Source organism: Streptomyces sp. NPDC059787, assembly GCF_042732315.1.
Taxonomy (GTDB): Bacteria; Actinomycetota; Actinomycetes; order Streptomycetales; family Streptomycetaceae; genus Streptomyces; species Streptomyces atrovirens.
Map to the genome: position 1 here is coordinate 86628 of NZ_JBHWHX010000013.1, position 21723 is coordinate 108350.

21 protein-coding genes and 2 pseudogenes are annotated in these 21723 nt (G+C 73.7%); 6 read left to right on the top strand and 17 right to left on the bottom strand.

Going from position 1 to position 21723, the window contains the following annotated elements; all coding sequences use genetic code 11:
* Positions 1-129 precede the first annotated feature (129 nt).
* Positions 130-503: pseudogene (locus tag ACFV5H_RS15130) on the bottom strand (Tn3 family transposase); the annotation flags it as partial.
* Between the two features lie 378 nt (positions 504-881).
* Here ACFV5H_RS15130 and ACFV5H_RS15135 point away from each other — a divergent pair.
* On the top strand, positions 882-2204 hold the full coding sequence (locus tag ACFV5H_RS15135) for a hypothetical protein (RefSeq protein WP_385195009.1): 1323 nt from the start codon (positions 882-884) through the stop codon (positions 2202-2204).
* 105 nt (positions 2205-2309) lie between these two features.
* On the opposite strand, the pseudogene ACFV5H_RS15140 reads toward ACFV5H_RS15135, so the two are convergent.
* Positions 2310-2577, bottom strand: a pseudogene (locus tag ACFV5H_RS15140) (transposase family protein); the annotation flags it as partial.
* A gap of 338 nt (positions 2578-2915) precedes the next feature.
* Positions 2916-3575 (bottom strand): ScbR family autoregulator-binding transcription factor, encoded by a 660-nt coding sequence (locus ACFV5H_RS15145; RefSeq protein WP_385051502.1) that lies wholly within the window; start codon positions 3573-3575, stop codon positions 2916-2918.
* A 168-nt stretch (positions 3576-3743) separates the two neighbouring features.
* On the opposite strand from ACFV5H_RS15145, the gene ACFV5H_RS15150 reads away from it, so the two are divergent.
* The 4 genes from ACFV5H_RS15150 to ACFV5H_RS15165 are packed head-to-tail and all read left to right on the top strand — an operon-like array spanning position 3744 to position 7296.
* Positions 3744-4805 (top strand): ScbA/BarX family gamma-butyrolactone biosynthesis protein, encoded by a 1062-nt coding sequence (locus ACFV5H_RS15150; protein ID WP_385051504.1) that lies wholly within the window; start codon positions 3744-3746, stop codon positions 4803-4805.
* Positions 4802-5947, top strand: a complete 1146-nt coding sequence (locus tag ACFV5H_RS15155; RefSeq protein ID WP_385195011.1) for an acyl-CoA dehydrogenase family protein — start codon at positions 4802-4804, stop codon at positions 5945-5947. The genes ACFV5H_RS15150 and ACFV5H_RS15155 overlap by 4 nt, the downstream gene beginning before the upstream one ends.
* Complete coding sequence (locus tag ACFV5H_RS15160) at positions 5944-6696, top strand: HAD family hydrolase (RefSeq protein ID WP_385051509.1); 753 nt, start codon at positions 5944-5946, stop codon at positions 6694-6696. Before ACFV5H_RS15155 ends, ACFV5H_RS15160 begins: the two co-directional genes overlap by 4 nt.
* 18 nt (positions 6697-6714) lie before the next feature.
* Positions 6715-7296, top strand: coding sequence for a TetR family transcriptional regulator (locus tag ACFV5H_RS15165; protein WP_385051511.1), 582 nt, complete (start codon positions 6715-6717; stop codon positions 7294-7296).
* 70 nt (positions 7297-7366) lie between these two features.
* Here ACFV5H_RS15165 and ACFV5H_RS15170 read toward each other — a convergent pair whose 3' ends face one another.
* The 14 genes from ACFV5H_RS15170 to ACFV5H_RS15235 all read right to left on the bottom strand — a co-directional run bounded on the left by ACFV5H_RS15170 (position 7367) and on the right by ACFV5H_RS15235 (position 20876).
* Positions 7367-8101 carry a methylmalonyl-CoA mutase family protein gene (locus ACFV5H_RS15170; RefSeq protein WP_385051513.1) on the bottom strand — a complete coding sequence of 245 codons (735 nt, stop codon included), beginning with the start codon at positions 8099-8101 and terminating at the stop codon, positions 7367-7369.
* A complete protein-coding gene (locus tag ACFV5H_RS15175; RefSeq protein ID WP_385195014.1) occupies positions 8092-9840 on the bottom strand; it encodes a 2-oxo acid dehydrogenase subunit E2 in 1749 nt (582 codons plus the stop codon). Before ACFV5H_RS15175 ends, ACFV5H_RS15170 begins: the two co-directional genes overlap by 10 nt.
* A gap of 65 nt (positions 9841-9905) precedes the next feature.
* Positions 9906-10877 (bottom strand): alpha-ketoacid dehydrogenase subunit beta, encoded by a 972-nt coding sequence (locus ACFV5H_RS15180; protein ID WP_385051517.1) that lies wholly within the window; start codon positions 10875-10877, stop codon positions 9906-9908.
* The gene (pdhA, locus tag ACFV5H_RS15185) at positions 10874-12028 is read right to left on the bottom strand and encodes a pyruvate dehydrogenase (acetyl-transferring) E1 component subunit alpha (protein ID WP_385195017.1); all 1155 of its coding nucleotides are present in this window, start codon (positions 12026-12028) and stop codon (positions 10874-10876) included. The genes ACFV5H_RS15180 and pdhA overlap by 4 nt, the downstream gene beginning before the upstream one ends.
* A complete protein-coding gene (locus ACFV5H_RS15190; protein ID WP_385195019.1) occupies positions 11979-13052 on the bottom strand; it encodes a MaoC family dehydratase in 1074 nt (357 codons plus the stop codon). Before ACFV5H_RS15190 ends, pdhA begins: the two co-directional genes overlap by 50 nt.
* A 3-nt stretch (positions 13053-13055) precedes the next feature.
* Positions 13056-13481 (bottom strand): PaaI family thioesterase, encoded by a 426-nt coding sequence (locus ACFV5H_RS15195; RefSeq protein ID WP_385051520.1) that lies wholly within the window; start codon positions 13479-13481, stop codon positions 13056-13058.
* Positions 13478-14212, bottom strand: coding sequence for a beta-ketoacyl synthase N-terminal-like domain-containing protein (locus ACFV5H_RS15200; RefSeq protein ID WP_385051521.1), 735 nt, complete (start codon positions 14210-14212; stop codon positions 13478-13480). Before ACFV5H_RS15200 ends, ACFV5H_RS15195 begins: the two co-directional genes overlap by 4 nt.
* Positions 14209-15384, bottom strand: a complete 1176-nt coding sequence (locus ACFV5H_RS15205) for a beta-ketoacyl-[acyl-carrier-protein] synthase family protein (RefSeq protein WP_385051523.1) — start codon at positions 15382-15384, stop codon at positions 14209-14211. Before ACFV5H_RS15205 ends, ACFV5H_RS15200 begins: the two co-directional genes overlap by 4 nt.
* Entirely contained in the window at positions 15374-15625 is a 252-nt protein-coding gene (locus ACFV5H_RS15210; RefSeq protein WP_385051525.1) for an acyl carrier protein, read from the bottom strand. The genes ACFV5H_RS15205 and ACFV5H_RS15210 overlap by 11 nt, the downstream gene beginning before the upstream one ends.
* On the bottom strand, positions 15622-15891 hold the full coding sequence (locus tag ACFV5H_RS15215) for an acyl carrier protein (protein WP_385051527.1): 270 nt from the start codon (positions 15889-15891) through the stop codon (positions 15622-15624). Before ACFV5H_RS15215 ends, ACFV5H_RS15210 begins: the two co-directional genes overlap by 4 nt.
* 182 nt (positions 15892-16073) lie before the next feature.
* Positions 16074-17345, bottom strand: coding sequence for an enoyl-ACP reductase FabV (fabV, locus tag ACFV5H_RS15220; RefSeq protein WP_385195022.1), 1272 nt, complete (start codon positions 17343-17345; stop codon positions 16074-16076).
* Positions 17342-18766 carry a class I adenylate-forming enzyme family protein gene (locus ACFV5H_RS15225; RefSeq protein ID WP_385195025.1) on the bottom strand — a complete coding sequence of 475 codons (1425 nt, stop codon included), beginning with the start codon at positions 18764-18766 and terminating at the stop codon, positions 17342-17344. Before ACFV5H_RS15225 ends, fabV begins: the two co-directional genes overlap by 4 nt.
* A 111-nt stretch (positions 18767-18877) precedes the next feature.
* Positions 18878-19975, bottom strand: coding sequence for a 3-dehydroquinate synthase II family protein (locus tag ACFV5H_RS15230; protein ID WP_385051533.1), 1098 nt, complete (start codon positions 19973-19975; stop codon positions 18878-18880).
* A 70-nt stretch (positions 19976-20045) separates the two neighbouring features.
* Positions 20046-20876 carry a 2-amino-3,7-dideoxy-D-threo-hept-6-ulosonate synthase gene (locus ACFV5H_RS15235; protein ID WP_385051535.1) on the bottom strand — a complete coding sequence of 277 codons (831 nt, stop codon included), beginning with the start codon at positions 20874-20876 and terminating at the stop codon, positions 20046-20048.
* 320 nt (positions 20877-21196) lie between these two features.
* On the opposite strand from ACFV5H_RS15235, the gene ACFV5H_RS15240 reads away from it, so the two are divergent.
* Positions 21197-21723 (top strand): flavin reductase family protein (locus ACFV5H_RS15240; protein ID WP_385195028.1); only part of this gene is annotated, 527 nt, incomplete at its 3' end.

Here is a 21723-nt window from a genome sequence, read left to right on the forward strand (position 1 = left end):
TCCAACAGCTCGTGATGACAGCACATCAGGACGGTGGTGTGGCACCTCCTCGGAGGCAAGCTGACTGGCCTGATGCTTGGTCCCGTCACCGTGCGTCGATCTCCGGGGGCTCGTCGGCTCGCACCCCGGTAGTTCGGTCAACAGGTCCTCCATTCCGTCGCGGTATACCTGGTGGATGGTTCCGCGCTTGCCGTGGCATACGTCCCGGGCCAGCTTGTGGCGGGACTCCTGCACGGTGAGCTGCCGGTTCATCTGCCGGCGGTAGGTGTCGTCCACCGGGTCGACCACGCGCAGCAAGTGCTCGGTCTTGGCGATCCGCCCGTACTCCGCGAACACCACACCCAGCGGGGGGGTCGTCCCTCGCGGCCGAATATGCGCAGCAGGTCGTAGGCGCGGACCTGGTTGGTGACCAGGGAACCGGCGACCTTCAGCATGTCCGGCCAGTGTGTGATCGCCTTGTTCAGGTTGACCTGGTTGCGGGCCAGGTCCTCCAGCGCGCCGTACGTGTCCGTCTCGACTCACGACCACGGCCTTCGCGCTGATCCACTCTGTGACGGAGCACAGGATCCGTGTTGCCGGCAGGATCGCCACCGGCGACGGCCTCGCGGGGCGCGGCCCCCGCCGTCGGCCGGGGCGCGTTCCGGAGGGTCCCCCTTGGCAGCGTGGTGCGGCCGACGAGCGAACGGGTCCTTGTGTCGCCTTCCGTTCATCTCGCCAGGGTTTGGACGCAACCAGCTGTCATCCAGAGTTAGTTGAGTGAGCCGTGAGCCGACGGAACGGCCGTCCGGCCCGGTGCCGTGCACGGATGACCGGCCGGCGGCACCGACGAGCACCGACGACATCGCACCGTCCGCCCCCACCTTCGACAAGGAGCAGTGCTCATGCCGCGTCAGCATGAACCCCGGGCCGGTGAGGCGACGCCTTCCCTGGCCGTCCGCCGCGCGGTCGCCGTACCCGTGCCGGGCGAGGATCCCGGCGCGGACCTGAGACCGCGCACGCCGGAGTCCGCCCCTGCTCCCGACTCCGCCGCCGATCCGGACGCCTCGGTGTCGACGGTGTCGTCCTCCGAGCCCGCTCCCGGGCGGCGCACCCGATGGGGCTTCCGGTCCACCACCGAGGAACCGGCGGCAGCCGAGCAGGAGGAGGAACGGCAGGAGGAGCAACGGCAGGAGGAGCAACGGCAGGAGAAAGAGCGGCAGCCGGAGGAACAGCGGCGGCAGGCGGCGGAGCCCGGCGAAGCGGGAGCCGGGGTGGTGGCCGGTGCGGTGGCCGGTGCGGTGGCCGGTGCGGTCGCGGCCGGGAACGGTGACGGCGGGAAGGCGGACGCGGACGCCGACGGGACGGGGCCGGGACGTCTGCGCGGGCCCATGGTGGCCGCGGCCGCCATCGTCGGGGCGGTGCTGATCTGCGTACCGCTGCTGGTACTCGGACTGAACCGTGAGGACGAGCGCACGGTCGAGACGGCTCCCGCCGGTGGAACGACGCTCGACCCCGGTACGTCCGACGGCATCCCGGCCGTCGACTACCAGGCCGCGTCCCCGTCGCCCTCGGCGTCGCCGAGCGGATCCGAGTCCGCGTCCGGCTCACCGGACGAGTCCGATTCCGAGCCCGAGTCCGGACCCGAGTCCAAGTCCGAGCCCAAGTCCGAGCCCAAGTCCAAGTCTGCGCCGCCCCGTTCGGCCGAGGTGAAGGAGGCCGAGGCACCGGAGAGGAACGCGGCGACCGCCGTCCAGCGACTGGCCGCGGAGGATCCGGGCGGACGGCACATCTGCTACCGGGTCCATGTGGCGGGCCGGGGCTGGAGCGACGCGGTGTGCGACGGCGGGACAGCGGGCACGGCGGGCTCGGGGGCACCGATCACGGCCGTCAACATCGCCGTGTCCGGAACCAGGGGCACGTCCGGCGGCGCCTTCGTCCACGATCCCGCGTCGACCAACGGCGAGGGACACTTCCCCGAGCCGTGGTCGAACGCCGTCGACGGCATCGACAACTACGTCGGCAGTACCGAGAAGGACGCCCCGCACATGCTGGGGTTCACCATCAACGTCGACGGTGGCGCCGGCGCCGTCTGCCAGACCTCCTACGTCCACGACGACGCCTGGCTCGGCCTGGCGTGCGACGAGCCCGGGACCGGGTACGACTTCACCTACGCCGGCACCCACGACAACGAGTCGTGGATCGAGGCGGTCCGGCTCACGGTGTGATCTGGGCCGTCCGCGGAGGGCTCGGCAAAGGGCTGGCGGGCGCGTGCCGTTCGGCCCGTCGACACGGGAGCGCGACAACGGGGCATTCGGGACAGTGAACCTCTTTCATCCTGAATAGTTGCAGATCAGCAGTGTGTGAACGGCTTGGACGACGGTGCCGACGCGACGGGTGGAGCATCTGGCTCGTCGGAGCAGCCGCCAGGATTTCAACTGCGCGAAGGCGCGTTCGCCGGGGGCTCTCAGTCGGGCGTGGTCACGGCTGAACTGCTGGTAGTGCTCGGGTTGTTCGCTGTAGTGGTAGTAGGGGGTGCGGGAGGTGGCGCCGGGGCCCTGGTAGGCGCGGTCCGCGAGGACGAGGCTGCCGGCCGCGGCACCCGGCGAGAACACCGGCGACGGGGTGGTCCGGTGGCTCGCCGCCTCCACCACCGGGACGGTGAGCGCCGGTTCGTGGTCGTACGGCGGAGGCTCGTTCGGCGCTCCCGGAACCGACGCGCGCTTCGGTGCGTCGATCGACGAGTGAGCCGACGCCCGTGCCGCTCCGCCGGTCCTGTGGCGGACGGGTCCCGTCACAGGGTCCGTCAGGGGTGCGGCCCCGGAGCCGCCGCCGTACGACCGGCCCGGGCTTGACGAAGGACACCGGGGCCCCTGTCCGCCGAGGGGGTTCCCGGCGGTACCGCACGGCACGGCGTCGGCCGTGCCGTGCGGTGTCCGTCAGGGAATCCCGACGCCCGGGGCGCAGAGGCCCGGGAACACCAGCCGCTTCACCTCGTCCCAGCGTTCGAGGATGTCCCGGCGCCCGTTCAGCGTGTCGGAGATGTGCTGGATCCCGAAGAACGCCGCCACGATGACGCGGGCGGCCGCCTGCGGCGAGCAGTCGGGGCGCAGGTAGCCGTCCCGGTGCGCGGCGCCGAACAGATCCGTCATCAGCTCCGTCCAGCCCACGAACGGCGTGGGCAGCGGGATCCCGATGGTCGAACGCTCTATCTGCAGCCGGGCGCTCGCCTGGACGAGCGGGTCGTCCCGGAAGACCGTGGCCACCCTCTCCAGCAGGGTGACGATGGTCTCCAGGGAGTTCAGTCCCTGGTCCCGGGTCTCGGCGACCAGGGCCGGCCACAACGCGTAGTGCTCCTCGACCACCGACGCGGCGAGGTTCTCCTTGTTGCTGAAGTGGTGGTAGATCGCCCCCTTGGTGATGCCCGCCCGCTGGGCCACGTGCACCAGCGAGGTGGACCGGAATCCGTTCGTGGCGAACTCCTCCGCCGCCGCTTTCAGGATCAACTGCCGGGTCTGCCGGGCCCGTTCCTGATGGATCGGGGGACCCGCGCTGCTGATCCTCAGCCCCCAGGTGCCCGCCTCCTCCGCCTGCTTCATCCGTTACCGCCATCACTCTCTGTCACTTGCCGGATCTTCATTGCAATATACCTTCCGGAAGGTATATTTTCGCCGAGACGGCGGCCGCGCCTGTTCAAAGGTTGTGAAAATCCCGCGCCCAGGACGGCCACCCAACCACTACCCGGGGGAACTCCGACAGTGATGATCATGGAACCGTCCTCGACCGGCATCCTCGAGGCCGACGGCGGTACGGGTTTAACACATCCCGAGCTCACGTTCGACCGCGGCGTTCCGCGGACGCTCGTCCACAAGACGGCCGTCTCCGAAGTCCTCCTGACGGACGCCGTCCGCACCGGCCCCGACCGGTTCGCCGTCGCCGCCCAGTGGCCCCGGCACCACGTGCTCTTCGAGAACGGGATGTGCCCGGCGGGCACCGCCGACCCGCTCCTCCTCCTCGAGACCGTCCGCCAGGCGGGCATCTACGTCTCCCACGTCTACTACGACGTCCCGCTGGCCCACCCCTTCCTGCTCACGAGCATCGAGTACGAGGTGGAACCACCCACCCCGGACTCCGCCGTCCGCCAGGGACCGCACTGCGTCCTGCTCGACGTCCAGTGCGTCGTCGAACGCCGCGCCACCGACCGCCTGGGCATGTCGCTCGAGGCCCGGCTCGTGATCGACGGACGCCCCGAGGGCCGCGTCGGACTGTGCTGGCAGGCCGTCGCCCCCGAGCGCTACGCCCGCATGCGCCACCCCGAGGGCGAGGTCACGGCCCCGCCCACCGGCCCCGGGACCGCGCCGGCCGCTCTCGCCGACGCGGTCGCGGCCCCGCACGTCCTGGGCCGCCGGCACGACCGCGACGTGATGCTGGCCGCCCTCCCGGCGGATCCCGGGACCGCGCGGCACACCCCGCGGGACGCCTGGGCCCTCCGCCTGGACACCACGCACCCGGTCTACTTCGACCACGCCTGCGACCACGTCCCCGGCATGGCCCTGGCCGAATCCTTCGCCCAGGCCGCCGCGCTCACCTCCGGCCGCATGGCCGGCATACCCAACGGGGAGCTGCACTGGACCCTGGAGTCCAGCGCACTGTCCTTCGCCTCCTTCGGCGAACTCGGCCGGCCCGTGGTCATCGTCGCCGAACCGGTGCCGGAACCCCCCGAGCACGGCCGGAGGGCCGTCCGCGTCAGCGCGGAACAGGACGGACGGCTGCTCGCCCACGGCGCCCTGATCGGCCTCACCTCCGGCATCGGCGGAGTGACCCGATGACCCTGACCGTCGCCCCGGCCGCCGCTCTCGCCCGCACCCGGGCGGCCGAGACCGAACGCGCCCGCAAGCTCTCCCCCGGCCTCGCCGACTCCCTCACCACCGCCGGGTTCGCCCGGCACTTCGTGCCCAAGCCGTGGGGCGGTGACGCGGGTTCGTTCACCGAGGCCGCCGAGGCGGCGGCCGAGCTCGGCGAGGCCTGCGCGGCCACCGCCTGGTGCGCCGCCCTGTACGCCGCCCACGCCCGGCTCGCCGCCCACCTGCCCGAACAGGGCCGCCGTGACCTGTGGGAGCGCACGCCGGACGTCCGCATCGCCGCCTCGGTCGTACCGCCCGCCGGCACCGCCGAGGAGGCACGCCGCCCGCGGGCCGCCGGCCCGGCCGGGGACACCGCCGACGGCTGGTGGCTCGAAGGCACCTGGCACCACGCCAGCGGCGTCGACCACGCCCACTGGATCCTGCTCGCCTCCCGGACCGGTGGTGCCGCCGACCGCACCGTACGGCTCTTCGCCGTCCCCCTCGAGGCGTGCGAGGTCTCCGACACCTGGCACACCCTCGGCCTGCGCGGCACCGGCAGCAACACCGTCCGCCTCGAACGGACCTTCGTCCCCGCCCACCGCACCTGCACCCTCGCCGACCTCGGCCGCGTCGAGCACGGACGGGACCGGTGCCACAGCGTGCCCTACCAGATGGTCGCCGGGGCCCAGTTCCTCGCGCCCGCCCTCGGAGCCGCCCGGCAGGCCCTGCGCGACTGGCGCGAGCTGACCGCCGGCCGCGTGCGCCCCGACGGGAGCCGCGCCGCCGACGCGCCCGCCCAGCGCGACGCCGGCGCCCGTGCGTCGGCGGAGATCCACGCGGCCGGACTGCTGCTGCAGCACGCCCTGCGGCGGGCCGACCTCGGGGAGATCACCCCCCTCGCGGTCGCCGAGAACGCCCGTGACTTCGCCTTCGCCGCCGAACTGATCGCCACGGCCGCCGACCGCCTGGTCCGCGCGGCCGGTCTGCGCGCCCAGGCCACCGACTGTCCGCTGCAACGCCGGTGGCGCGACATCCGGGCCGCGGCAGGTCACGCCGCCCTCGACTTCGAGGCCGCCGGCACCCTCTACGCCCAGGCCGGGACGACCGTGTCGGAGGCGGCCCGATGAGGAACACCACGGCACCGCGCGGCCCGGGCCGTACGAAGCCGCCCCGGCGTTTCGGCCGCCCCGCGGCCACGATCGCCCGCGCCGCCCTCTTCGACGTGGACCAGACCCTCGTCCAGGCCAGGACCATGGTGGAGTTCTGGCGGTTCTGGACCGTCCGGTGGCTCGCCGACCGCACCCCCGAGGAGGCCGACCTCCCCATCCGTTCACTGCTGGCGATGCCCCGGGAGGAGGCGAACCTCGGCTACTACCGGCTGTTCCGGGGTGTGGCCCCCGAGGAGCTGGCCGCCGCCGGCCGCGCCTGGTTCGCCGACTTCATGACCCGCGGCGACACCCTGCTGCCCGGCACCCTGCTGGAACTGCTGCGCCACCGGGCCCGCGGCGACCGCATCGTCCTGGTCTCCGGATCCCTGCACGCCTGCCTCGACCCGCTCGCCCGCCTCCTCGCCGCCGACGTGCTGTGCACCGAACAGGAGGTGGGCGCCGACGGCCGCTTCACCGGCCGCCTCGACCGCTCGGTGGTCGGCCCGGGCAGACTGCGCACGGTCCGCGCCGCCCTCGGCGCCTGGGGCGTCGAGGGCGCGCACTGCTCGGCGTACGCGGACCACGAGACCGACCTCGAACTGCTGCGCGCCGTGGGCGACCCGGTGGTGGTCGGCGACGACCCGGTGCTGCGGGCCGTGGCCGGGGACCGCGGCTGGCGGCGGCTGCCCGGGGCGGTGCCCCGGACCGCGGCGCCGGTCCGCGTCTGACCGGCGAGGGACCACACGGTGAAACAGGACAGGTCCCGGCGCACCCGCGAACGCATCCTCGACGAGGCGGCGGCGCAGTTCACCACCCACGGGTACGCCCACACCACGGTGCAGGACATCGCCCGCCGCGTCGGCATGACCAAGGGCGCGTTCTACGGGCAGTTCGACTCCAAGGAGGCCGTGGCCGACGCCCTCAAGGACCACGGCCTGGCCAGGATCGAAGGGCTGAGCGCCCTGGCACGGGAGGACGACCCGCTGTCCGCCCTCGGCCGCTTCGTCGTCGGACTGGCCCAGTGCCTGCACGACGACGTACGGCTGCGGGCGGCCTTCCGGCTGCTGACCGACGAGGCCGAGGCGCAGCCGCCCGGCCATCCGCTGGGCAAGGTGGTCGAGCAGGTCGTCGGCATGGTCGAACGCGCCCAGCGCGACGGCCGGATCGCCGCCGGACACGCCCCCGGCGACGTGACCCGGCTGCTGCTGTGCATGGCCTTCGCCGCGCAGACCATGTCCTTCACGGCCGGCGGCGAACACCGTCCGGGGGCCTGGGCGACGTGGGCCTGGGGCCGTGTCTCCCGGTCCCTGCACGAGGCCCCGTCCTGACGGACCTCCGGAGGGGCCTCCGTACGGACGGTCCGTACGGAGGCCCCTCCGGGCTCCCCGACGGGGGCGGTCAGCCGTGCCCCTCGGACGGGTGCGCCGGATGGGCACCCCACTCGGCGCGCAGCACGTCGCAGACCTCGCCGACCGTGGCACCCGCGGCCAGCGCCGACTTCATCGGGTACAGGATGTTGCCGCCCCGGTCCGCGGCGTCGGCCCCCAGCCGCTCCAGCGCCGCCGCGACCCGGTCCTGGCAGCGCCAGGCCCGCAGTTTGGCGATCCGCTCCCGCTGCCGGACCTCCGCCGTCGGCCCGCCGCGCACCAGGGTGCCGACGGTGTGGGCGGCCGCGGGCACGGTCCGCCACCGCGGCACCTCCGCCCGGCAGTAGGCCAGCAGATCGGCCGCCAGCCGCCGGGTGGGACGGGGCGGAAAGATGTGCGTCCGGCCCACCGCGTACTCCTTGAAGGCGGAGAGCACCGTGCCGGACAGCCGGTGTCCCGGCACCCCCCGCTCCTCCGCCACCAGGTGGTAGAGCAGCAGCATGACGGCCGCCGGAGCTCCGCCGGCCATCGCCGGGGACACCCGGTGCAGCGGGAGCCCGGCGAACAGCACCCGCATGTCGTCGAGCGAGTCGATCGCGACCCCCGTCCGCCCGACGTGCCCCGCGGCCGGCGGACTGTCGGAGTCGCGGCCCAGCCGCGTCGGCAGGTCGAAGACGACCGGCAGCTCCCGGTCCCCGTGGGCGAGGAGCTCCCGCAGGCGGCCGTTGCACACCACCACCGTCGTCGCCACGCCGGTCACCGCCACCACAGGAGACGTCGGGGGTGCTCCAGCGCCGCGGCGGTGTCGGCGAGCACCTTCGAGCCCAGTTCGCCGTCGACCAGCCGGTGGTCGAACGACAGCGACAGGGTGGCGACCTCGCGCGGCACCACCCTGCCCTTGTGCACCCAGGGCCGGGTGCGGATCGCGCCGACGGCCAGGATCGCCGCCTCGCCGGGGTTGAGCAGCGGAGTGCCGCCGTCGACCCCGTACACGCCGATGTTGGTGATCGTCGTGGTGCCGCCGGTCAGGTCGCCGGGGGCGGCCCGGCCCGCGCGTGCCGTGCGCACCAGGGCGCCCAGGGCGTCGGCGAGTCCGGTCAGGGTGAGCCGGCCGGCGTCCTTGATGTTCGGCACGATCAGGCCGCGCTCGGTGGCGGCGGCGATGCCCAGGTTCACCTGGTGCCTGAGGACGATCTCCTGGTTCTCCTCGTCCCAGGAGGCGTTGATCCCCGGATGCCGGCGTACGGCGGCCAGGTAGGCCGCGGCCACGAACAGCAGCGGGCCGACGGGGACCTCGCCCAGCTCACCGGAGTTCCGCAGACGCCGCACCAGTTTCATCGTGCGGCTCACGTCCACGTCGACGAACTCCGTGACATGGGGTGCGGTGAAGGCCGACGCGACCATGGCCCTGGCGGTGGCCCTGCGCACCCCCCGCACCGGGATCCGTGTCTCGTGCGCACCGTCCCGGACGGGCACCGGCCGCGGTGCCGGGGCGGGGGCGGCCCCGGGCGGGGGCATCGGGACGGGCTCCGGCGCGGCGGCAGTCTCCGGAACGGACGCCGAAACGGGACCCGACGCGGCGGCAGTCCCTGGAACGGACGCCGAAACGGAACCCGACGCGGCGGCAGTCCCCGGAACGGACGCCGAAACGGAACCCGACGCGGCGGCGGCCAGCACGTCCTCGCGTGTGACCACCCCGTGCGGCCCGGACGCCGAGACGGCGGACAGGTCCACGCCGAGCTCCTTGGCCAGCTTGCGCACCGGCGGCTTGGCCCGCACCGGCACGCCGGCGGTCGGTGCATCCACCGGGGTCGCTGCGTCCACCGCGGTCGGTGCGATCGCCGCGGTCGGTACGTCCGCTGTGGTTGCCGCGGGTGCCACGAGCGGTGCGGTCGGCGCGATCGCCGCGGTCGGTACGTCCGCTGCGGTCGGCACGATCGCCGTGGTCGGTACGTCCACCGCGGTCGGTGCGATCGCCGCGGTCGGTACGTCCACCGCGGTCGGTGCGATCGCCGCGGTCGGTACGTCCGCTGCGGTCGGCACGGGTGCCACGAGCGGCGCGGTCGCTACGGGTGCCGCGAGCGGCTCGGTCGGCGCGGTCCCGGTGAGGTCGCTCGCCGTGGTGGGTGCCTTGCGGCGGCGGCGGGTCGGGGCGGGGTTCGTCCTCGGTCCGTAGCCGACCAGCACCGCGCCGTCCGGCGCGGGCCCCGGGTCCCCGGACTGCGCCGGACCGGCGGCCGGTTCCGCGTTCCGGCCGGTCCCCGCCGGCCGGACGGTGATGATGGGCGCGCCGACCTCGACCGTCGTGCCCGGCGGACTGAGGATCTCGGCGACGGTGCCGTCGTACGGAATGGGCAGCTCCACCGCCGCCTTGGCGGTCTCCACCTCGCACACGGGCTGCCCGTCGGTGACGGTGTCGCCCACGGCGACGAGCCAGGCGAGGATCTCGGCCTCGACCAGCCCCTCGCCCACGTCGGGCATGCGGAAGGTCAGCGTGGCAGTCATGGGTGGTCTTCCTCGGGTCGCGGGGGTGCGGCGGTACGGACGGTGGCGCGGGTCGCCACGGCGGTTCAGTGGGCGAGGGCCCGGTCCACGGCCTCCAGCACCCGGTCCGGGTCGGGCAGGTACGCGTCCTCCACCCGGGACGGCGGATACGGCGCGTGGAACCCGCCGACCCGCAGCACCGGGGCCTCCAGGGCGTAGAAGCACTCCTCGTGCAGCCGGGCCGCGAGCTCCGCGCCCATGCCGAGGAACACCGGTGCCTCGTGCACCACCACCGCCCGCCGGGTCCGTTCCACGGAGCGCCGGAGCGTGCCGAAGTCCACGGGTGACAGCGAGCGCAGGTCCACCACCTCCAGGCTGCGGCCCTCCGCCCGCGCCGCGTCCGCGGCGTCCAGGCAGACCTTGACCATCGGCCCGTACGCGAGCAGCGTCAGGTCCCGGCCTGGCCGGACCACCGCCGCCTCGTGCAGGGAGCGGGCCGGGGCCCGCCCCACCTCGCCCTTGTCCCAGTACCGCCGCTTGGGCTCGAGGAAGATCACCGGATCGTCGGCGGCGATCGCCTGGCGCAGCATCCAGTGCGCGTCGTCGCTGTTCGACGGGGTCACCACGCGCAGCCCCGCGGTGTGCGCGAACAGCGCCTCGGGGGACTCGCTGTGGTGCTCCACCGCGCCGATGCCGCCCGCGTACGGGATGCGGATCGTCACCGGGAGCCTGACCTTGCCCAGCGAGCGGGCGTGCATCTTGGCCAGCTGGCTGACGATCTGGTCGAAGGCCGGGTAGACGAAGCCGTCGAACTGGATCTCCAGCACCGGACGGTGGCCGCGCAGGGCCAGGCCGATGGCGGTGCCGACGATCCCGGACTCGGCCAGCGGGGTGTCGAGGACCCGGTCCTCGCCGAAGTCCTTCTGCAGGCCCTCGGTGACCCGGAAGACACCGCCGAGCCGGCCCACGTCCTCCCCCATGACCAGGGTCCTGGAGTCCTCCTCGAGCGCCGCGCGCAGCGCGGAGTTGAGCGCCTGGACGAGTGTGGCCCGGGTCATCGCGCCCCTCCCTGAGCCGTGCCGGACGCGCCGGAGGTGCCGGCCGTGTCGAATCCCGCGAGATAGTGCTCGTACCGCGTCCGCTCCTCCTCGACGAGCGGGTGCGGTGCCGCGTAGACGTGCCGGAAGATCGCCCCCGGGTCGGGGTCGGCCATCGCCCGCACGCGCCGGCGCACGTCGTGCGCCAGCTCGTCGCTCTCCGCCGCGACCGCGTCGAGGAACGCCTGGTCCGCCCAGCCCTCGCGCAGCAGGTACCGGCGCACCCGGTCGATCGGGTCGCGGGCCGCCCACAGTTCCTCCTCGGCCCTGCTGCGGTAGCGGCCGGGGTCGTCGGAGGTGCTGTGCGCGCCCATGCGGTACGTGAACGCCTCCACCAGCACCGGCCCTTCGCCCCGCCGGGCGAGGTCCAGCGCCCACCGGGTCACGGCCAGACAGGCCAGCACGTCGTTGCCGTCCACCCGGACGCCGGGGAAGCCGAAGCCGTCGGCCCGCCGGGCCAGCGGGACGCGCGACTGGCGTTCGGCGGGCTCGGAGATGGCCCACTGGTTGTTCTGGCAGAAGAACACCACCGGCGCGTCGTACACCGCGGCGAAGGTGAAGGCCTCCCCGACGTCGCCCTGGCTGGAGGCGCCGTCGCCGAAGTAGGCGATGACCGCCTCGTCCCCGCCGTCCCTGGCCACGCCCATCGCGTAGCCGGTGGCGTGCAGGGTCTGCGCGCCGATGACGATCGTGTAGAGGTGGAAGTTCTTGTCGTCGGGTTCCCAGCCGCCGTGGTCGACCCCGCGGAACATGCCCATCAGGCTCACCGGGTCCACCCCGCGGCACCAGGCCACCCCGTGTTCGCGGAACGTCGGGAACGCGTAGTCGGCCGGGCGCAGCGCCCGCCCCGAGCCCACCTGGGCGGCCTCCTGCCCCAGGGACTGGGTCCACAGGCCCAGTTCGCCCTGGCGCTGCAGGGCCGCGGCCTCCCCGTCGAAGCGGCGCACCAGCACCATGTCGCGGTAGAGGCCCCGGACCTCCTCGGGCGTGGGGTCCAGGGGGAAGCCGGGGTGGGCCGTGCGCTCGCCCTCGGGCGTCAGCAACTGCACCATCGGGGTCGGTTCAGTCACGGTCACGTCCTCGCTCCTGTCGGTGGGCGCACGGCGCGGCACGGCCGCCGGCGACCGGCAGGCCCGCGCCGTCGACGGCGGTCACCGCGAGCGCGCCGCCGGCCGCGGGCAGGTCACGAACGGTCAGGGTGGCGCCCTCCGCGGGCACCGTCAGGGGCCGGGAGAAGCGCAGCTGCAGCTCCGTGCCGGCCGCTTCGCCGACGGCCCCGGCCAGGTGGTGCGCCACCAGCGCGAAGGTCAGCATGCCGTGCGCGATCAGGTCGTCGAAGCCCCCCGCGCGGGCGGCCTCGGGCGAGAGGTGGATCGGGTTGTGGTCGCCGGAGAGCTCCGCGTACCGGCGCACCAGCTCCCGGGTCACGGTGTAGGAGGAGCAGCGCGCACCCTCCGGTGCGGCCGGCGGTACGACCGATGCTGCGGCCGGCGGTATGGCCTGCCTTGCGACTGACGGTACGACCGGCGGTACGACCGACGCTGCGGCCGGCGGTACGGCCTGCCTTGCGACTGGCGGTACGACCGGCGGTACGACCGACGCTGCGGCCGGCGGTACGGCCTGCCTTGCGGTCGGCGGGGAGGCCTGCGGTACAAGCGGTGTTGCGGCCGGGCGCGTGACGGCCGGTGCCGGCCCCGCGACGGGTCCGGGCGAGTGCACCAGCAGGGACACGGACTCGGCGACGGCCGAGCCGTCGTCGGCGGCGAGGGTCACCGCCACCTCCGTCGCCGTGCCCGCGCCCAGCGGCCGCACCGAGCGGACCTCCGCGCGGGAGACCAGCGGCTCGCCGACGGCCGCCGCGCGCTCCACGCGCAGCCGCTGCGTGCCGTGGACGGCCACCAGGCCCCCCGGCGAGGGCCCGGTCTCCAGCAGCCGCTCGCACATGCGCAGGGCGACGGCCGCGAGCTGGGCGGGCGCGACCGTGCCGGGCACGGCCCCGGTCAGCGGCACCGCGGAGGCGACCGCGCACAGCGCGCGGAACGCCTCGGCGTCCCGGGCGGTCACCAGGTGACGTCCGGTCAGTACGGTGCCGGCCGCGACGCCGTGGGACGGCGCCGGTGAGAGGGTCGGGGCCATCGTTCAGCGCCCCGGACGCCTGCGCAGCAGGCAGGTCAGCCGGGCCGTGGAGACCAGCTGGTCACGGTGGTCGCGCACGGTGATCTGGTACGTGCCGACCTGGGTGCCCTGGTGCAGCGGCTCGCACACGCCGGTGACCAGGCCCTCGCGGGCCGCGCGGTGGTGGGTGACGTTCAGCTCCAGCCCCACCAGCATCCCGTCCGGCGCCACATGGGCCCCGGCGGCCAGCGAGCCCAGGGTCTCGGCCAGGGCGGCGCTCGCCCCGCCGTGCAGCAGCCCGAAGGGCTGCAGGTTGCCGCGTACGGGCATGGTCGCGACCACACGCTCGGCCGACCACTCGGTGATCTCGATGCCCAGCTTGGTGATCAGCTGCTCGGCCACCAGCTCCGGCGGCATGAAGGCCATCAGCTCTTCCAGGGACTGCTTCATCGTTTCTCTCCCAGGGGGTGCCGCGCGCGCTCGGCCAGCGCGGCCAGGCGGTACAGGTGGCCCGCGGCGGCGTCCCGGACCGGGCCCGCCGCCTCGAGCTCGGCGGGCACCTCGGTCCGGTCGACCGCGCCGGGCCTCCGCAGCAGCAGGGCCACCGCGAGGTCGGCGGCCGGCGGACGCCCGTCGTGTCCCAGGGCGGCCAGCCGCTCGAAGGCGGCGGCGGTGCGCGGGTTGGCGGCCAGTTCCACGCCGATGACGAGGACCTGGTCGATCGTGTCGTCCAGCAGGAGCAGCGCGGCCGCGTCCAGGGCCGTGGTGTCCGCCCCGTGGTCCGCGGCGACGCAGTGGATGGGGCCGGTCAGCCCGTACTCGATCGCCAGGTGCCCGACGATCGAGGTGGTCACCGACTGGAAGAACAACAGCGGGTTGTGCACCCGGCCGGAGAGGAGCTTCCGGCTGGCGGTGTCGGAGGTGGTCGCGTCCGCGGCCACGGTGGCCAGCACGATCGCGGTGCTGTCCGGGAACGGCCCGGTCAGCGGGTTCGGTGCGTCCGGCGTCCCGGGGTCGCCCAGGCAGCGCCGTACCGTCTCGCGGACCAGCGGGTTGAAGGCGGACACCACGAAACCGGGCACGCCCGGCAGTTCCCCGCGCTCCGTCGCGGTGTCCACCACGGCCGCCGCGACGACGGCCGGCTGCCGGACGGAGGTGGTGCCGGTGGGGGTGACGGTCACGGCTGCTCCAGGATGATGGCGGTGTTCAGGCCCCCGAAGCCGGCGTTGAGCGAGAGCACCCGCTCCAGCCGCGCCGTCCGGGCCTCGTTCGGTACGCAGTCCAGATCGCACTCCGGGTCGGCGCCGTCGTAGCCGGAGGTGGGCGGCACGGCCTGCTCCTCCAGCGCCATCAGGCAGATGACGAGCTCCACCGCTCCGGTGGCCTCGAGCATGTGGCCCGTGGTGCTCTTGGTGGAGCTGACCGGCAGGCGGTCCGCGTGCGCGCCGAAGGCGCCCCGCAGCGCGGCCGTCTCGGCCGGGTCGTTCAGCCGGGTGCCGGTGCCGTGGGCGTTGACGTAGCCGATCTCCTCGCCCGCCAGTCCCGCCGAGGCCAGCGCCCGGGTGATCGCCCGGCCCATGCCCGCGCCCCGCGGGTGCGGCTGGACCACGTGGTGGGCGTCGGCCGCCGCGCCGAAACCGGGGACGCGGGCCAGCGACCGGGCGCCGCGGCGCAGGGCGTGCTCGGGCGACTCCAGGACCAGGGCGGCCGCGCCGTCGCCGAGCAGCATGCCGCTGCGCCCCGTGGCGAAGGCCCGCAGCCGGCCGTCCCGGGCGAAGGTGCGCCCGGAGTCGAACTTGGCGAACTGCTCCTCGTCGACGAGGTAGACCCCGCCGACCACGGCGACGTCCACCTGCCCGGCGGTGATCATCCGGCACGCGTGGATCACGGCGCTCGCGGAGGCGACGCAGGCGTTGATGAAGGCCGCCCGCGGTCCGGTCAACCCCAGGCCGGCGGCGACCGCCTCGGGGATCGACCCCGCGAAGCTGCGGTGCGCCTCGGCCGGGTCGCCCGGCCGGCCGGCGGCCCGGTCGGCCCAGAAGGCGTGCAGGCCGGTGAAGTCGCCCTGGGTTCCGATGAGGACGGCCGTCCGGGCCGGGTCCAGGTCCGCCGGGTCGAGCTTGGCGGCCGCCAGCGCACCGCGTACGCAGTCCTGTACGGTCTCCAGCTGCCGGGGCGCCTGTCCGGGACCGCCGTACGTGGCCCCGTGGGTGTTGCGGAACGGCGCGGTGTCGAAGCGGGTGATGGGCGCGAACGCGGGACGGCCCGCGAACACCCGCTCGCGCAGGACGTCCGCACCGGCACCGAAGGCGGAGAACGTCTCGTATCCGGTGACCCGGACGTCAAGCGGCATCGATGTCTCCTTCCGTGAGTGTGCTCAGGTACGTGTGGATCCCGCGGACCGAGGTGAAGAACTCCAGGTCCGGCCCGTACGGGTCGATGCTGATGCCGTGCTCCTCGTCCAGTACGTGCTGGAGCCAGACCAGGGCCAGGGAATCGAGGGTCAGGGGGGTGTCCTCGCCCAGCTCCTCGAAGTCCTCCGGAACGATCCTGTGGTGGGTGAGGAGCCGGCGGATCTCGGCGCTGTCGATCACGCCGCGGCCTCTTCGGCCGCGCCGTCCCGGGCACGCTCGACGGCCGTGACGAACTGCCCCAGGGTGGCGTCCGGCTGGGCCGCGGGGTCCTCGTCGGCGATCTTGGCGCCGAACTCGTGCTCGACCTGGACCAGCAGCTCGACCAGGGCGAGCGACTCCAGCTCCAGGCCGCCCGGGCCGAGCGGCAGGTCGTCGGAGACGTCCTCGGTGACGCTCGGGGCGATCTCGCTGATGATGCCGATGACGAAGGAACGGATCTCGGACACGGCGGTACTCCTTGTCGGTGGGTGCGATCGGTCCGGCGCACGGTGTGGGGTCCGGGCACCGGGGGCGAAACGGGTCGGGAGAAGGGGAAGCGGGGCGCACGCCCGGGCGGGCACTCAAGCCGGGCGTTCAGACCGGGCGTTCCCGGGTGGACGTTCAGGCGGGGCGTTCACCGGGCGGACGCTCAAGCCGGGGAGAAGGCCGGCCGCGTGGTGGTCCGCGCCGGTACGAGCACGGGATCGGTCAGCTCCCGCACCGGATCGGTGTCGGCCGTGTAGTCGACCGAGGAGAGCCCGAAGCCGTTCAGGGCCAGCCACTCCGCCCGGTGCACACAGGGCGCGCCCAGCTCGGCGACGTTCTCGCCGGTGACCAGGGCCAGCCGCCGGTCCACCTCCGCCTGCACGTCGGGCCGCAGCTCCAGGTCGTCCAGGCGCAGCCGGCCCAGTTCGTCGGTCGTGGGGTGCGGCGACCCCTCCAGCAGCCGGGTGTCGCCCCCGGAGTAGAGCCGCTTGGTCAGGAGCCGGTGCGCCTGCTCGATCGCGCCCTCCTGGAGGCCCATCTCCAGCATCACGCGGGTCAGCACGACGGTGTACAGGGTCTGCGCCGGGATCACCGAGCTGGCCTGGGTGACCATGGCCCGCATCACGGCGGTCAGCGCCCGGCCGCCCTGCGGGCGCAGCACGGCGTCCAGCTCCCGCCCGGTGGCCTCCAGGTCCTCCTTGGCCAGACCCAGCGTGCCGCCCCGGTACGTCGGCGCCAGCCTCGTGTTGCCGACGTAGCTGAAGGCGACCGTCACGGCCTGCGGGGCGAGCACTCCGCCCGCGCTCAGGGCGTGGATCCAGCGCCGCCAGTCGTCCCCGCCCATGACCGCGACGGTGTCCTCGATCTCCTGCTCGGTGGCGGGCTCCACCGTGGTGGTCGCCACCTCGCGGGTGGCCGCGTCGTACGCCTTGGCGGTGAACGGCCGGCCGAGGGTCTTGAGCGCCGAACGGTGGGTGTGCCCGGTCTCGGGGTGGGTGCGGCGCGGCGCGGCCAGGCTGTACACCACCAGGTCCACCTGGCCGAGGTCGTCGCGGACGGTGCGCACCGTGTGCTCCTTGACCGCGTCACTGTAGGCGTCGCCGACCACGGTGCGCCCGTACAGTCCGGCCCGGGCCAGCTCCGCCTCCAGGGCGGCGGTGTTGTACCAGCCGGCCGTGCCCGTCCGCTTCGCGGTGCCGGGGGACTCCTGGCAGACGTTCAGGGTGGCGGCGCCGGCGCCGAAGGCCGCCGAGATCCGGGTCGCCAGGCCCAGGCCCGCCGACCCTCCGACGACCAGGACGTTGCGCGGCCGGTCGGGGCCGGTCGGACCGGGCCGGGAGCGGACCGCGGCGATCTGCGCCCGGACCCGCTCGGCGCAGCCGTCGGGATGGGCGTTGGCGCACAGCGTGCCGCGCAGCATGGGCTGGACGATCACCGCGCACCTCCGACCGGGCCGGCGACGGACCTCGTCGACGGACCCATCCGGGCCAGCAGCAGTTCGCGGTTGCGCACCAGCTTGCCGTTGCTGGTGCGGGGGATCGCCGGAGCCAGTTCGAACCGGCGCGGGATCTTGAAGTGGCTGATCCGGTCGCGGCACCACGCCTGGAGCTCCCGGGCGGTGACCCCGCCGGTGACCCCGACGAAGGCCTCGATCGTGCCGCTGAACAGCACCACCGCCTCGGTCACGGCCGGGTGTTCGGCCAGGGCCAGCTCCACCTCGCGCAGGTCCACCTTCAGACCGCCGATGACCACCAGCGAGTCGCTGCGCCCCCGCACCGACAGCGCGCCCGTCTCCGGGTCGAGCGCCGCCAGGTCGTTGGTGCGCAGCCAGCCGTCCGCGTACCGGCTCGCGATGTCGTTGACGTACAGGTAGGGCGATACGTCGGTGCGCACCTGCAGCTCGCCGTCGCGCACCCGGACCTCGGTGCCGGGCACCGGGTGGCCGACGGCGGGCGGCGCCAGGCGGCCCGTCAGGTCGGTGGCGACGATGCCGGTCTCGGTCATGCCGTACGCCTGTCCGATCCGCACCCCGTACCGCTCGTGGAAGCGTTCGTAGACCTCGGGGCTGATCACCTCGCCGCCGGACACGGCCAGCCGCAGGCCGGGCAGCGGGCTCCAGTCCGCGATGCGGGTGAGCAGCTCGAAGTGGAAGGGGACGCCGAAGAGCACGTCGGCCCGTGACTCCACCAGTGTCGACAGCAGTGTGCGGGGCTGTGCGTTCGGCGTGAACACCAGTGTCGCGCCCGCCCGCAGCGCGTGCAGGAAGCCGCCGATCAGTCCGAAGGAATGGGTCAGCGAGTTGCTCAGCAGCACCCGCTCGCCGGCCTTCGGCATCTCCGGCAGGGCGGCGAAGGCGTCCAGCTCGGCCAGCAGCGACCGCGCGGTCCGTCCGATCACCTTCGGGTAGCCGGTCGAGCCGGAGCTGAACTGCAGCAGGACGTGGGGGTTGCCGACGGTGTGGCCGGTGCGCCGGACCTCGACCTGCACCTCGCACTCGTCCTGGAAGACGACCCGGACCACGCCGGAGGAACCCGAGCTGATCATGAACCTGGGTTCGCACAGGTTCAGCAGCCGGTCCACCTCGGCGCGGGTGAGCCGCGGGTCCATCAGGATCACCTGGGCGCCGCGGGACCACAGGGCCAGCACGGTCCACAGGTAGGTGAAGCTGGGTGCCATCTGCACGGCCACGGTCGAACCGGGCCGGATGCCCTGGAGCTCGAACAGCCGCTCCAGTTCGGTGACCCTGGTGTGCAGGGTGCCCCAGGTCACCTCGGTCCGGGCCCGGGCCCAGACCGTGTCGGCGGGCTGCCGGCGGAGCATGTCCGCGATCCAGCCCTTGAGCCGCGCGTTCTCCATTGACCTCTCCGAAAATGTTCGGGCGGCCGGGTCGGGTGCGACCCCGCGGGGGGCGGGGACGCACCCGCCGGACCGGCCTGCTTCCCGGGCCCGGGCCGTCCGGGCCCCGGCCTACTTCTCGACGCAGAACTCTCCGACGGGCCAGCCGACGTGACGCTTGTCGGTCGCGATGTGGCCGAGGACCTGGTCGCCCTTCTTCAGCTCGGTGACGTTGAGGACCTTGGCGCCGGGGCCGAGGACGCGGACGTGCCAGTCGTCCTGGACGATGAGGTTGACCTCGACGCCCTCGGGGGACGTGGCGTGGATGCTCAGCAGCGGGCGCGACTCGAGCTTGATGCGGCCGACGGTGATGCGGCGGGTGCGGCCGTCGGCGCCCACGGCGAGGACCGGGTGGCCGGCCTTCAGCTCGCTGAGGTAGTTGGTGCGGTTGTCCTGTCCGAAGGCGTAGGAGTGCAGGGCGCCGGCGTTGATGCGGAAGGGCCGGGTGGGCATGTAGGGCAGCGGGTGGGTCTCGCTGACGCACAGGATGAACCCGTGTGCGTAGGAGCCGATGAGCATGCCCTCGTCCTGGTCGAAGTGCGAGGTGGTGTCGATGCAGACGCGGTCGCCCAGGCCCAGGTGCTCGATGCGGTCGACCGTCAGCGTGGTGAGGTCGAGGTCGGGGGTCTTCACGCGCAGGGCCTCGACGAGTGCGAAGACGTCGTTGGCGGTGGCGGGGGCGATGAGGACGCCCTCGGAGCCCTTCTCGAGCACGTCGATGATGACCTTGGCCTCTTCGAGGTCCGCGGCCCTGCAGACGAGCTGGCCGGGCGAGCGGTCGGCGGCCGCGATGACGATCTCGAGCGGGATCTTCGTCGGGTCCTTGAACTCCACCAGGGTGTAGGGGAGTTCGATCGCGGTCTCGCAGGCCAGCGTCAGCGTCGGGTCGTCGGTGACGTTGACCCGTCCGGCGATGTTCTTGTCCCCGCCCTGGTGGCGGGTGCTGAGGCCGGTCAGGGCGTTCCGGTCGGCGACGTCGTGGAGGACGATGAAGTCGTCGCTCTCGACCCGGCTGTCGGCGAGGATGCGCTTCACGGTGGTGGGCAGCGTGGTGAGGAGGGCGGGGTCGTCCGAGACGATGCCGTCGACGCGGGCGTGGATGGCAGCGTCGACGATGGCCTCACGGTGCTCGGGCGAGGCGGAACGGACGTCGATCCAGGCGAACTTCACAGGAATCCCTATCGGAAGAGGTGGAGGAGGACGCGGACGCGGGCCCTCGACGGGGGCGGGGCCGCGCCGGTCAGAGCGTGACGGCGGCGCCGTACAGCTCGGGCACGTCCACGGAGAGGTCGACCGGCTGCTGCCGCGGCGCGTGCACGATCGCGGCGAGCTCGCGGACCAGGGTCTCGGGCTCGGGGTCGGTGAACACCCGCCGGCCCACGGCCAGTCCCGCGCACCCGGCGTCGACGGCCGACTGCGCGTACTGGGCCAGGCTCCGGCCGCTGGGCTGGCCGCCCGCGACCAGCACCGGCACCGGGCAGCTGGCCACCACGTCCGCCATCGCGCTCATGGGCTCGGCGGCCGAGGTCTTGACCAGGTCGGCGCCGAGGTCCACGGCGATGTTCACGACGTGGGCCAGGAGTTCGGGTTCGTGCGGGTCGGAGATCCGGGGACCGCGCGGGTAGATCATCGCGAGCAGCGGCATCTCCCAGCGCGTGCACTCCGCGGCGACGGCGCCGAGATCGGCCAGTTGCCGGCTCTCGGTGTCGGATCCCACGTTGACGTGGACGCTCACCGCGTCGGCGCCGAGTTGTACGGCCTCCTCCACGCTGGCGACCAGGACCTTCTGGTTGGTGTCGGCGGCGCGGGAGGTGCCTGCGCTCAGGTGGACGATCAGCGCGCACTCCCGCAGGTGGCGGGGGGCGATGCCGCGTGCCCTGCCCTTGTGGACGATCACCGCGTCGGCGCCGCCGGCGACGAGTGACCCCATGAGCCGATCGAATTCGTCGGCGTTGACGACCGGTCCGTCCGACACGGAATGGTCCAGCGGAATGAACAGATAACGCTCGTCGCCGTGCCGCGAGAGGCGGTTGAGGCGAATCTCCCTCCCACTGGAAAGGGAATGTGACATGGGAATGGCCGCCCTTTCTGGACGATGAATTCGAATCCGCGGAGCACCTGGGGGTGTGATGTTCCCCAGCGGTGTCACATGGTCGGCAGGATCGCTGCCGGCGAGTGCGGTGCAGCGGATGGCCAGGAACTTAGGCGGCCGTTTCCGGACGGGTCAAGGGATCCGGGTCCCCACCTCCGTGCGGTGAAAAGGCCTGGCCGGGCGTGGGTCACCGGGCGGTGCGCCCCGGGGGTGCACCCCGAACGGGTACCCGGATGGGGCTGGCGCCTTTCCCGCCCGAATGAAGGATGGAGCCATGACTAAGAGGAAGGCGGGTGGCAATGAATTCGGCCGTTGACCACGAGCGAATACGCCCGGACCGGGCGGAGTTTCGCCGGGCGATGGGACGGTTCTGCACCGGCGTCACCGTCGTCGCCTGCGGCTCCGGTCCCACCACCGAGGCGATGACCGCCAACTCCCTGGTGTCGGTCTCCCTCGACCCCCTGCTGCTGCTGGTGAGCGTACGCACCGCCGGGCGGCTGCACCGGCGGCTGAGCGACGGCGAGGACTTCTCCGTCAGCGTGCTGGCCGAGGAGCAGGGCCCGCTCGCGGCCCTGATGGGCCGCTCCGAGCGTCCCCGCGGCACCGAGGCGTGGCACCGGCTCGGCTCCTGGCACGGCCGCAACGGCGCGGCGCTGGCGGTCGGTTCGCCGGCGGCCTTCGAGTGCTCCGTCGAGGCCGCCCACCCGGGCGGCGACCACACCCTCTTCCTGGGCCGGGTGACCGAGGTCCCCCTCGGTCACCCCGCCCAGCCGCGGCTGTTGGGGGCGGGCGGCGCGCCCAAGCTCGCCGATCAACAGTCCGGGGC

What these genes read in the sequence shown, in the direction of transcription:
- ACFV5H_RS15135 (WP_385195009.1), top strand. Translation starts at nt 882, where the DNA reads ATGCCGCGTCAGCATGAACCCCGGGCCGGTGAGGCGACGCCTTCCCTG.
- ACFV5H_RS15145 (WP_385051502.1), bottom strand. Translation starts at nt 3,575, where the DNA reads ATGAAGCAGGCGGAGGAGGCGGGCACCTGGGGGCTGAGGATCAGCAGC.
- ACFV5H_RS15150 (WP_385051504.1), top strand. Translation starts at nt 3,744, where the DNA reads ATGGAACCGTCCTCGACCGGCATCCTCGAGGCCGACGGCGGTACGGGT.
- ACFV5H_RS15155 (WP_385195011.1), top strand. Translation starts at nt 4,802, where the DNA reads ATGACCCTGACCGTCGCCCCGGCCGCCGCTCTCGCCCGCACCCGGGCG.
- ACFV5H_RS15160 (WP_385051509.1), top strand. Translation starts at nt 5,944, where the DNA reads ATGAGGAACACCACGGCACCGCGCGGCCCGGGCCGTACGAAGCCGCCC.
- ACFV5H_RS15175 (WP_385195014.1), bottom strand. Translation starts at nt 9,840, where the DNA reads ATGACTGCCACGCTGACCTTCCGCATGCCCGACGTGGGCGAGGGGCTG.
- ACFV5H_RS15180 (WP_385051517.1), bottom strand. Translation starts at nt 10,877, where the DNA reads ATGACCCGGGCCACACTCGTCCAGGCGCTCAACTCCGCGCTGCGCGCG.
- ACFV5H_RS15190 (WP_385195019.1), bottom strand. Translation starts at nt 13,052, where the DNA reads ATGGCCCCGACCCTCTCACCGGCGCCGTCCCACGGCGTCGCGGCCGGC.
- ACFV5H_RS15195 (WP_385051520.1), bottom strand. Translation starts at nt 13,481, where the DNA reads ATGAAGCAGTCCCTGGAAGAGCTGATGGCCTTCATGCCGCCGGAGCTG.
- ACFV5H_RS15205 (WP_385051523.1), bottom strand. Translation starts at nt 15,384, where the DNA reads ATGCCGCTTGACGTCCGGGTCACCGGATACGAGACGTTCTCCGCCTTC.
- ACFV5H_RS15225 (WP_385195025.1), bottom strand. Translation starts at nt 18,766, where the DNA reads ATGGAGAACGCGCGGCTCAAGGGCTGGATCGCGGACATGCTCCGCCGG.
- ACFV5H_RS15235 (WP_385051535.1), bottom strand. Translation starts at nt 20,876, where the DNA reads ATGTCACATTCCCTTTCCAGTGGGAGGGAGATTCGCCTCAACCGCCTC.